Source organism: Stenotrophomonas sp. GD04145, from assembly GCF_029835135.1.
Lineage (GTDB): Bacteria > Pseudomonadota > Gammaproteobacteria > Xanthomonadales > Xanthomonadaceae > Stenotrophomonas > Stenotrophomonas maltophilia_P.
The window spans coordinates 1-10,593 of sequence record NZ_JAODZG010000072.1; the positions used below are offsets into that span (position 1 = coordinate 1).

At 69.1% G+C, this 10,593-nt stretch carries 8 protein-coding genes; 7 read left to right on the forward strand and 1 reads right to left on the reverse strand.

The features are described from left to right. Nucleotides 1–983: DUF3418 domain-containing protein (locus N7367_RS18785; protein WP_279942987.1), on the forward strand; the 983-nt coding region annotated here is incomplete at its 5' end. Between the two features lie 46 nt (nucleotides 984–1,029). Here the strand turns inward: N7367_RS18785 and N7367_RS18790 are convergent. Further along, nucleotides 1,030–1,566 carry a hypothetical protein gene (locus N7367_RS18790; RefSeq protein ID WP_279942988.1) on the reverse strand — a complete coding sequence of 179 codons (537 nt, stop codon included), beginning with the start codon at nucleotides 1,564–1,566 and terminating at the stop codon, nucleotides 1,030–1,032. A 129-nt stretch (nucleotides 1,567–1,695) separates the two neighbouring features. Between N7367_RS18790 and N7367_RS18795 the strand changes: the two genes are divergently transcribed. The 6 genes from N7367_RS18795 to N7367_RS18820 all read left to right on the forward strand — a co-directional run bounded on the left by N7367_RS18795 (nucleotide 1,696) and on the right by N7367_RS18820 (nucleotide 10,506). Next, on the forward strand, nucleotides 1,696–3,849 hold the full coding sequence (locus tag N7367_RS18795) for a bifunctional (p)ppGpp synthetase/guanosine-3',5'-bis(diphosphate) 3'-pyrophosphohydrolase (RefSeq protein ID WP_279942989.1): 2,154 nt from the start codon (nucleotides 1,696–1,698) through the stop codon (nucleotides 3,847–3,849). Nucleotides 3,850–3,879: 30 nt separating this feature from the next. After that, on the forward strand, nucleotides 3,880–5,451 hold the full coding sequence (locus tag N7367_RS18800) for a hypothetical protein (protein WP_279942990.1): 1,572 nt from the start codon (nucleotides 3,880–3,882) through the stop codon (nucleotides 5,449–5,451). A gap of 68 nt (nucleotides 5,452–5,519) precedes the next feature. Next, nucleotides 5,520–6,512 (forward strand): glycosyltransferase family 2 protein, encoded by a 993-nt coding sequence (locus tag N7367_RS18805; RefSeq protein WP_279942991.1) that lies wholly within the window; start codon nucleotides 5,520–5,522, stop codon nucleotides 6,510–6,512. Further along, nucleotides 6,509–7,453 (forward strand): glycosyltransferase family 2 protein, encoded by a 945-nt coding sequence (locus N7367_RS18810; RefSeq protein WP_279942992.1) that lies wholly within the window; start codon nucleotides 6,509–6,511, stop codon nucleotides 7,451–7,453. Before N7367_RS18805 ends, N7367_RS18810 begins: the two co-directional genes overlap by 4 nt. Nucleotides 7,454–7,528: 75 nt before the next feature. After that, entirely contained in the window at nucleotides 7,529–9,970 is a 2,442-nt protein-coding gene (mrcB, locus tag N7367_RS18815) for a penicillin-binding protein 1B (protein ID WP_279942993.1), read from the forward strand. Continuing rightward, nucleotides 9,967–10,506, forward strand: coding sequence for a hypothetical protein (locus tag N7367_RS18820; RefSeq protein WP_279942994.1), 540 nt, complete (start codon nucleotides 9,967–9,969; stop codon nucleotides 10,504–10,506). The genes mrcB and N7367_RS18820 overlap by 4 nt, the downstream gene beginning before the upstream one ends. The last annotated feature ends 87 nt before the right edge of the window (nucleotides 10,507–10,593 follow it).

A 10,593-nucleotide genomic window follows, 5' to 3' on the forward strand; every position in this document is an offset into this window, starting at 1 on the left:
TGCACATGAATCTGCGACTGCGCGACGAGCAGGGCAAGGTGCTGGCCACCTCACGCGACCTCGACGCGTTGCGGGCGCGATTCGGCGGCCGAGCCGGTGATGCCTTTGCCGCGCGTGCCGGTCGCGAGATGGCGGCCGATGGGCTGCGCACCTTCCCGGCTGCGCCGATTCCACTGCAGGTACCCGGTGAGGCGGGCGTGCCCGCCTATCCAGCGCTGCTGGACGAGGGTGACAGTGTGGCCCTGCGCATCTTCGCCGACCGCCAGCAGGCCGAGGAGGCCCACCCACTGGGCGTGCGCCGCCTGCTGGAGATCGCGCTGGCCGACAAGGTCAAGCAGGCCCGCAAGCAGCTGCCGGTCGGTGCCAAGACGGGCCTGTTGTATGCGGCGATCGAATCGCAGGAGCGCCTGCGAGGCGATCTGGTGGATGCGGCGATGAACGCCGTGCTGGCCGAAGGACTGGAAGACATCCGCGATGCGGCGGCCTTCGAACAGCGCCGCGAGCATGCAGCCAAGGCCCTGTTTGGCGAGGCGATGTCGCGGCTGAAGCTGGCCGAGACCATCCTGGCGCTGGTGGCGGAACTGAAGCCGATGCTGGAAGCGCCGTTGATGGGCTGGGCACGGGGCAACCTGGACGACATGGAAGCGCAGCTGGCGGGATTGATCCACCCCGGCTTCCTGCGCGACACACCGGCTGATGCGCTGGCCCAGTATCCCCGTTACCTGAAGGCGATGATCCTTCGCACCGAACGTGCCAAGCGTGACCCGCCACGTGACCAGGCGCGCATGCTGGAACTGCATCCGTTCCTGGAGGCGCTGGCTGCCGGTGAACAGCAGGGCCTGCGCGAGCGGCCACAGTGGCAGGCGCTGCGCTGGGATCTGGAGGAGCTGCGGGTTTCGCTGTTCGCCCAGGAACTGGGGGCGCGCACCGGCATCTCGGCCAAGAAGCTGGCGCAGCGGGTGGCGGCACTGCGCCAGGCATGAAGCGTGCAGCCGGGCAGTGCCCGGCTGCATTCGGACGGATTGCGCGTTACTTGGTGCGACGGACCTTGGGCTGGGTATTGACGCCCTCGACCTTCAGGTACCACACACCCATCACGCCCGGGGTGATGCTGACCTTGGGCGATTGCCTGCGGACACCGGAAATTGACGTCGTGTCGGTCTGTTCCCATTGCTGGCCGTTGTCCAGCGAGTAGACGCGGCCCTTGCCGAAGCCGCGGAACTCGCCCTGCAGCACACCGGTGATCGGCTCATTGCTGCCGAAGTCGAAGAAGCCACGGTTCTTGCGGATCACTTCCTGTCGCCCCTCCTCGCGCGCTTCCTCGCGCACGGCGGCAACCGCCTCGGTGGCAGCGGCTTCGACCTTGCCCTGCAGCCAGCGGTTGAGCGAGGCCAGTTCGGCGGCGCTGAGCTTGTCCAGGCCGGCGGCCTTGAACTCGGCCGGTGACATCTGCTGCTGCAGATCGCCCTCCACCACGCGCTGCGCCAGGGCGGGCGCGGACAGGGACAACAGCACGGCGGCACAGGCCAGCAGCCGTGGACGGGCGCACAGGACAATGGAAGGCATGACAGGTCTCTCCGGGGTTTGCCCGCGAGTGTAGCGGCATGTGCTCATGCCCGGCGATGCAGCGGTGGCGATTGTCCCTGAACGGTGCCGGCGCTAGTGTAGGGGCCTCTGTCTTGCCTGCTCGATGCTGTGAACCGCGCTTCCGTCCCCGGCCTGGATGCCTTGTTGAACCGTCCCTCGGCAGCGGTGCTGCCCGCTCCGCTGCGCCAGGCCCTGCGCGAGTACTGGGAAGCTGCCGGGACTGACACGCAGATGCGCGCCAGCTGGTCGGTGCTGGGCGACACCCTCGATGCCCTGTCAATGCTCTCGGCGGACGAAGGCGCGGTGGTCGCGGCCCTGCTGTTCGACCTGCCCGGCCTGCGCGCCCACCTGGAGCAGTTGCCGCTTGGCAGCCACCGGGCGGCGGTGATCGGCCTGCTCGACGGCCAGGACGCGGCCGACCCGGTATGGGCGCTGCACGCCGGTCGCGAGGCAGGACGCAACAGTGAGGGCCTGCGCCGGCTGCTGCTGGCGATCATCCGCGACCTGCGGGTGGTGCCGATCCTGCTGGCGCGGCAGCTGGCGCGCATGCGCGCGGCCGACAGGCTGGAGGAGGAGCAGCGCCGCGCGCTGGCCCAGCTGACCCGCGACATCCATGCCCCGCTGGCCAACCGCCTGGGCATCTGGCAGCTGAAGTGGGAGCTGGAAGACCTGGCGTTCCGCCATCTGGAGCCGGACACCTACCGACGCATCGCCCGCGAGGTGGATGAAACGCGCATCGCCCGCGAACGTTACGTCGAGAACGTCAAGAAGGTGCTCTCGCGCGAACTGTCGGCCCAGGGCATCAAGGCCGAGGTCAGCGGGCGGCCGAAGCACATCTACAGCATCTGGCGGAAGATGCAGAAGAAGAGGCTGGCGTTCGACCAGCTGTATGACATCCGTGCGGTGCGGGTGATGGTCGACGACGTCGCGGCCTGCTACGCCGTGCTGGGCGTGGTGCACGCGCTGTGGGCGCCGGTGCCGAGCGAGTTCGATGATTACATCGCCCGACCCAAGGCCAACGACTACCGTTCGCTGCACACCGCCGTCGTCGGCCCGGAAGGGCGCACCATCGAAGTGCAGATCCGCACCCACGAGATGCATGCGCAGGCCGAACTGGGCGTGGCTGCGCACTGGAAGTACAAGGAAGGTGGCAAGGGCGCCGAAAAGTCCTTCGACCGCAAGATCACCTGGATGCGCCAGCTGCTGGAGCAGGCGCAGGACGGGCAGGGCAATGAACTGGCCGGGGCACTGGATGCGGAGCTCACCGAGGACCGCGTCTATGCGCTGAGCCCGAAGGACGAAGTGCTGGATCTGCCGCAGGGGGCCACGCCACTGGACTTCGCCTACCAGGTGCACACCATGGTGGGACACCGCTGCCGCGGCGCCAAGGTGAACGGCCGCATCGTGCCGTTGACCTACCGCCTGCGCAGCGGCGACCGGGTGGAGATCCTCACCGGCAAGGAGGCCGATCCGCGCCGCGACTGGCTGATACCGGCCAACGGCTTCCTGGCCAGCAACCGCTCGCGCGAGAAGGTACGCAGCTGGTTCCACAAGCTTGACCGCGCGCGCAACGTGCAGGCCGGCCGCGAACTGCTGGAGCGCGAGCTCAAGCGGCTCGGGCTGCAGCATTCGGATCTGGCGGCCGCGGCGAAGAAGTTCCATGCCGACAGCGTCGACGACCTGTACATCCAGGTGGCGCTGGGCGATACCGGCCCCAACCAGATCAGCCGCGCGCTGCTGGAGGCCGAACGTGCGGCCAGCCAGCCAGCGCCGCCGACCCTGCCACGCCCGACCGCACGGCGCGAGAACCTGGGCAAGTCCAAGTTCACCGTGCAGGGCGTGGGCAACCTGCTGGTGCAGCTGGCACGCTGCTGCCAGCCGGTGGCGGGCGAACCCATCGTCGGCTACCTGACCCGTAGCCGGGGTGTCACGGTGCATCGCGCAGACTGTGCAGCGCTGGCCCGCCTTGCCGCGGCCAGCCCGCAACGCATTCTGCCGGTGGAATGGGGGCAGGCGGGCGGCGGTTACGAAGTGGACGTGGTGGTCGATGCGGTCGATCGCCGCTGGCTGCTGAAGGACATCACCAACCTGATCGCCCAGGAAGACGCCTACGTGCTCGACATCCACAGCGACAACGTGCGCAACAGCGGCCGCGCCCACCTGCGCCTGCGGCTGAAGGTGAGCGATTACGGCCAGCTGTCGACGCTGCTGGGCAAGCTCGATGCCTTGCCCGGTGTCAGCGAGGCACGTCGCCTCGGCTGAGCTTCACGCCACCCCGGCTACCCTGCACGCATGGAACGCGAGCCTCCGCATCGCCCTCACGGCGCCGATCATCCTGCGCTGGACCGCGTCCGCCGTGAAGGCCGTTGGTGGTGGCTGCAGGCGCGGCATGCGCGCCGGGTCTGGCGCTGGGCGCTGGTGGCGGCGATGGCGGTGTTCGTGCTGCTGGTGCTGCTGCGCAAGCCGCTGGCGGACTGGTTCTGGGACGAACCGCAGATCGAACAGCTGCTGGCCGAAGGTGATCGTGCGCTGGCGGCGGGACGGCTGACCGCCATTGATGGCAGTGGTGCGCGCGAGCGCTACCAGGCCGCGCTTGCGCTCGACGGCGATCGCCCGCAGGCGCGCGAGGGCCTGGCACGGACCGGTGCCGCTGCGTTGCAGCAGGCGCGGGACCGGTTGCAGGCCGGGGATCTGGACGCCAGTGCGCAGGCCTTGGCGCTGGCACGCGAGCTGCAGGTGCCGCAGAGCCAGACCGATGCGCTGGCGCGCCAGCTGCAGGCACGTCGCACGGCCGGGGCAGGGATTGGCGCGATGCTCGCGCAGGCGCGCAACGCACTCGCCGCCGGGCGCCTGGATGACGGCGACAGCAGCGCCCTGCCGATGTTCCAGCGCATTCTGGCCCTGCAGCCGGACAACCTATCGGCGCTGGAAGGTCGCGAGGATGCACTGAGTGACCTGCTGCAGCAGGCGCGTGCCCTGGCCGCGCGAGGTGATCTGGCCGACGCGGCCGCGGTGGTGCAGCGGGCACGTCAGTTCGATGCCGGGCACGCCGACCTGCCGGCCAGCCAGGAAGCATTGGCGCAGGCGATGGATCAGCGATTGCGGCAGGCGCAGCGTGCGTTGAAACGACAGCAGCTGGAAGCGGCGGCGGCGGGCTTCCAGGCGGTCCTGGCGGTGGCGGCCGACGATCCCAGTGCCCAGCGCGGCCGGGAGCAGACACTGCAGGCGGTCCTCGCACGCAGCCAGAAGCGGGCCGATGACTTCCAGTTCGAGGCGGCACAGCGCGATGCCGCATTGGCAGCGTCGCTGGGGGCCTCGGCAGCGGCCAGGCAGCAGCTCGAGCAGCGCCTGCAGCGTGCACGGCAGGCGCAGCAGGCCCTGCAGCAGCCGTCGATCAGCAACAGCCAGCGTGAGCGTCTGCTGCGTGATCACCTGCGCCAGGTCGAACGCGCCGAGCGTGCAGGGCAATGGATCAGTCCGCCCGGGCACAGTGCCTTCGATGCGCTGCGCGAAGCGCAGTCGCTGGCCCCACGCGACACCCGCGTTAAAGCAGCTGCCACGCGGCTGCTGCCGGCCAGCCGCCAGTGCTTCGACGACAACCTGCGCCAGAACCGGGTGCAGGCCGCCGGCGCCTGTCTGCAGGCGTGGCAGACGCTGGCGCCGACCGACGCCGGGTTGCCGACCGCACGGCTGCGCCTGGCCCAGCGCTGGCTGGCGATCGGCAGCGAACGGCTGGGCAGTGGCGATCTGGCCTTTGCCGCGCACGCCGCCGAGCAGGCGCGGCAGCTGCAACCGGACCTGGCCGAACTGCCGCCGTTCGAGGAGCGGCTGCGGCGCGCAGGTGGCGAGCCGCAGCCGCGCTGATGCGACGACCATTCGTGCCGGTGGTGCCAGTCGGGTATAGTCCAGCCGCTCCGGCCGCTCCCCAGAACATGTCCAGCGTCGCACCCACCGTCTCCGTTGCCTTGTGTACCTGGCAGGGTGAGCGCCATGTCGCCGCCCAACTGCGCAGCATCGCCGCGCAGAGCGTACTGCCGGCACAGGTGGTGGTGGTCGACGATGCTTCTGCCGATGGTACCTGGGCCGTGCTCCTGCACGAGGCTGAAGCGCTGCGTGCGGCCGGCATCGAGGTGGTGCTGCGGCAGCAGGAGCAGAACGTCGGTTACGTGCGCAATTTCGAAACCGCGTTGTCGGCCTGCAGCGGCGACATCGTCTTCCTGTGCGACCAGGACGATGTGTGGCATGCGGACAAGGTCGCCACCTTTCTGCAGGCGTTCGCCGCGCGGCCCACGGTACAACTGCTGCACAGCGATGCACGGCTGGTCGATGCGCAGGGCCGACCGCTGCCGGCGACCCTGTTCCAGGCGCTGTCGATCAGCCGCCGCGACCTGGACCGGGAACACCGCGGTGAAGGCTTCGAGCTGCTGATGGGCCGCAATCTGGTGACCGGCGCCGTGACCGCGCTGCGGCGTGGCCTGATCACGCAGGCGCTGCCGGTGGCCAAGGGCTGGATCCATGACGAATGGCTGGCGCTGGTGGCGGCGGCAAGCGGTGGACTGGACAGCATCGAAGCGATCACCACCGACTACCGGCAGCATGGCGACAACCAGGTGGGCGCGCGCCAGCGCGGGCTGCTGGAGCGGGCCGTGGGCAGTGGTTCCGCGCGCCGCACCTATCTCGCGGCGGCGTTGGCCCGCCTGCGCTCGTTGCAGGAGCAGGCGCGGCTGGGCCGGCCGGCACTGGATGCCGCACAGTTGGCGACACTGGACCAGCGTCTGCGCCATGCCGAGGCGCGGGCCTGCGCGCCAGCCCGGCTGCCGTCCCGCATGCTGCACATCGCCCGTGAGCTGGGCAGTGGCCGCTATCATCGTTTTTCCAACGGCCTGCGTTCGGCGGCCAGCGACCTCGTGCAGGGAATCCAATGACTTCGCAGATGCCGGCAGCGCGTGCTGCCTTCGACGCGCACCGCGTCTGCGCCGTGATCGTCACTTATGGCCCCGATCCGGAGTTGCTGCGGCGGGTGGTCGACCGCGTGCTGCAGCAGGTCGGGCATCTGGTGGTGTTCGACAACGGCAGCCGTGGCGTGGATGTGGAAGCGCTGCTGGGCGCGGCGCCCGGCATCAGCCTGCTGGCCTCGCCGCACAACGTCGGGCTCGGCAGTGCGCTGAACCGGTCGTATGAGCAGGCGCAGTCATTGGGGTTCGACTACGTGCTGCTGATGGACCAGGACAGCGTGCTGGAGCCAGGCATGGTCGACGTGCTGGGCACCGCGCTGGTCGAGCTGGCGGTCAATGAGCGGATCGCTGCGGTGGGACCGCAGTTCCGCGACGCACGCAGCGGCATGCTCGCCCCGTTCGTCCGCTTCGGCTTCCCCTTCAACCACAAGCTGCGTGGCGGCCAGGGCCAGCGCATCTCCTGCGACTTCCTCATCACGTCCGGATCGCTGGTGCCGATGTCGGCGCTGCGTGACATCGGTGCGATGGACGAAAGCCTGTTCATCGACAACCTGGACATGGACTGGTGCTTCCGCGCCAAACGCAGTGGCCACGCGCTGTACGGAATCTGCGATGCGCAGATGAGCCACAGCATCGGCGAGGAACTGCTGCCGTCGCGGGCGAAGCCGGACGGCGTGATCGTGCACAAGCCGTTCCGCCTGTATTTCATCATGCGCAACCGCGTGCTGCTCTACGGGCGCGCCTATACGCCGCGGGTCTGGATCGCGCAGGACGTGCCACGCCTGCTGCTGAAGCTGGTGGGCAACGGGCTGTTCCTGGCGCCGCGCTGGATTCGGTTGCGGTTCATGTTGAAGGGGCTGTGGGACGGCATCCGCGGCCGGGCCGGTCCGCTGCCGCCGGGCCATCGCTGAACGGACGACCGATCGAACCTGTCTTGGGGAAAGGGCTGGGGTAGACTCCGCTGACGCCCCTGCCATGCTTTTCCCGTGCCCCGACGCTACGATTCCGACGACCACGACGATTTCGACGACGACGACCAGGAGGGCGGCAGCTCGCCCTGGCGACGCAGGCTGATCACCTGGAGCATGGCAGCGGTCGCACTGGGACTGGGTTTCCTGATCCCGTACACCCTGTACCTCAACCAGCAGGTGACCCAGCGTTTCGGAGAGCTGCGCTGGCAGATCCCGACCCGTGTCTACGCCCGCCCGCTGGTGCTGACGCCCGGCAAGGCGATGGATGCGGCGACCCTGAAGACCGAACTGGCCGCGTCCGCCTACCGCGATGACGGCGAAGGCAGGGAGCCGGCCACCTACGCGGTGAAGGGTGGCCGCTTCGTCATTGCCAGCCGTGGCTACGCCGACGTCGATGGCCGGGTGGCCGCGCGTCGCGTCGAGCTGTCGCTCGCTGGCGGCACCGTCGCGTCGCTGCGCGATGCGGACAGCCGCAAGGCGCTCAAGGCCGCCCGCCTGGATCCGGCACGCATCGCCACGCTGTACGGCCAGAAGCAGGAAGAGCGTCGCCTGATCCGCATGGACGAGGCGCCGGACCTGCTGGTGACCGGCCTGCAGGCGGTGGAGGACAAGGACTTCAACCGCCATCACGGCATCGACCTGTCGGGCATCGCCCGTGCGGTCTGGGTGACCGTCCGTTCCGGCGGGCAGAGCCGGCAGGGTGCGTCCACGCTGACCCAGCAGTTGGCCCGCAGCGGCCTGCTCGGCATCGGCAAGGAGCAGACCCTCACCCGCAAGTTCAATGAAGTGCTGTACGCGTTGATCATGGAAGCGCGTTACGACAAGCGCACCATTTTCGAGGCGTATCTGAACCAGGTGTACCTGGGCCAGCGCGGCAGCCAGGCGATCCATGGCATGTCCTCCGGCGCCGAATTCTGGTTCGGCCGCGACCTGTCGTCGCTGGAAACCGAGCACATCGCGCTGTTGATCGGCCTGGTCAAGGGCCCGTCCTACTACGACCCGCGGCGCAACCCGGAACGTGCGCTGGATCGTCGCAACTTCGTGCTGGGCAAGCTGCGCGAAGCGGCGCTGATCGACGATGCCGAATACCAGCGGGCGCTGAAGGCTCCGCTGGGGGTGCCGAAGACACCGGGCCTGGTCGCCGCCAACCGCTTCCCGGCCTATGTCGATCTGGTCCGTCGCCAGCTCGGCCACGATTATCCCGAGTCCGCACTGCAGGGCGCGGGCCTGAGCGTCATGACCGGCATGTCGCCGTCCGCGCAGGCCTACGCCGAAGGCGCTGTGACCCGTACCATCAAGTGGCTGGAGAGCAAGCGCCGTCCCGAGCTGCAGGCCGGCATGGTGCTGACCGATGTGCATAACGGCGACGTGCTGGCAGTGATCGGCAGCCGCGAGGTCTCCGAGGTCGGCTTCAACCGCGCCATCGAGGCGCAGCGACCGGTCGGCTCGCTGCTCAAGCCGTTCGTGTACCTGCTGGCGCTGGCCCAGCCAGACCGCTACTCGCTGGCGAGCTGGGTTGACGATTCGCCGGTGACCGTCCAGTTGAGCCGTGGCCGCAACTGGAGCCCGGGGAATGCGGACAACCGCAGCCATGGCACCGTGCGGCTGATCGATGCGCTGGCCAATTCCTACAACCAGGCCACGGTGCGGGTCGGCATGCAGGTCGGTCCAGAGCGTGTGACCCAGCTGATCCACGTGCTGGCCGGCATCAAGGCCGAACCGAATCCGGCCGTGATTCTCGGCTCGACCGACCAGAGCCCGTATGCGATGGCGCAGCTGTACCAGTTCCTGGCCTCGGGCGGCGAGATCCAGCCGTTGCACGCGGTGCGTGGCGTGCTTGATCCGCAGGGCAAGCTGCTCAAGCGCTATGACAAGTCGCCTGCGCCGGCACAGGAAGGCGATTCGATCGCGGCCAACCTGATCAGCATCGGCCTGCAGCAGGTGGTTGCCAGCGGCACCGCGCAGCGCCTCAACGCAGACGGCCTGGGCCGCCTGCAGCCGGCCGGCAAGACCGGTACCACCAATGATGGCCGCGACAGCTGGTATGCCGGCTACACCGGCGACCACCTGGCGGTGATCTGGATGGGCAACGACCAGAACGAGCAGGCCGGGCTGTATGGCGCCACCGGTGCGATGCGCGTGTGGTCGGGCATCTTCCAGCGCCTGCCGAGCGCGCCGCTGCGGGTCAGCAACAAGGGGCTGGACTGGCAGCCGATCGCCGCCAGCGGCACCAACAGTACCGATGAGGGCTGTCCGGGCGCGCGGCGCTTCCCGTTCGTGGTCGGCTATGCGCCGGCATATGCGCCCTGCGCGCCGGCGGTTTCGCCCGAAGCCCAGGACGGCGCCGGCAGCGAAGGCGGTGGCTGGCGCAGCTGGTTCGGCCTGGATCGCAAGCCGGAACCGGCGGAAGAACCCGCAGCCGCGCCGGCGGCGACCACTCCTCCTCCGAGTCGATGAATCCGATGACGCTTCGAATTTTCCTGCATCCGCTCACCCTGGCCGGCCTCACTGTGGTGCTGGCCGCCTGTGTCAGCAGCGCGCCGCCGGTGGTCAAGCCGGTCGCCGCTACCACCACGCCGGTGCAGCGCCTGGCTGCGGTCGAAGCGGCGGCGGGACCGGATGACAAGGAACTGTCGGTGCAGCCGCTGCGCGATCCACAGGTTGAGGATCTGCGCCAGACCGCGCTGACGCAGCGCCAGGCCAACGATCTGCCGGCCGCCGCCGCCAGCCTGGACCAGGCGCTGCAGATCGTCGCCGGAGACCCCGCAGTGCTGCAGGAGCGGGCCGAAATCGCCCTGCTGCAGGGCAAGTGGTCGGAGGCGGAGACGTTCGCGCGCAAGGCCATCGATCTGGGGTCGAAGACCGGGCCGCTGTGCCGGCGCCACTGGGCGACGATCGAGCAGTCACGGCTGGCGCGCGGGGAGAAGGAGAACGCGGTGTCGGCACATGCACAGCTGGAAGGGTGCACGGTACCGGGGATCAAGCGGTACTGAGTTTCCAGCCAACGGCGCAGCCCCTCGTGGCTGGCTGCTTGGCTGCGTAAAGCGGAAGCCCGCTTGGCCGGGCGGGGCAGGTTCGCG

Coding starts and splice junctions, on each gene's coding strand:
- N7367_RS18790 (WP_279942988.1), bottom strand. CDS start 1,566: ATGCCTTCCATTGTCCTGTGCGCCCGTCCACGGCTGCTGGCCTGTGCC.
- N7367_RS18800 (WP_279942990.1), top strand. CDS start 3,880: ATGGAACGCGAGCCTCCGCATCGCCCTCACGGCGCCGATCATCCTGCG.
- N7367_RS18805 (WP_279942991.1), top strand. CDS start 5,520: ATGTCCAGCGTCGCACCCACCGTCTCCGTTGCCTTGTGTACCTGGCAG.
- N7367_RS18810 (WP_279942992.1), top strand. CDS start 6,509: ATGACTTCGCAGATGCCGGCAGCGCGTGCTGCCTTCGACGCGCACCGC.
- N7367_RS18820 (WP_279942994.1), top strand. CDS start 9,967: ATGAATCCGATGACGCTTCGAATTTTCCTGCATCCGCTCACCCTGGCC.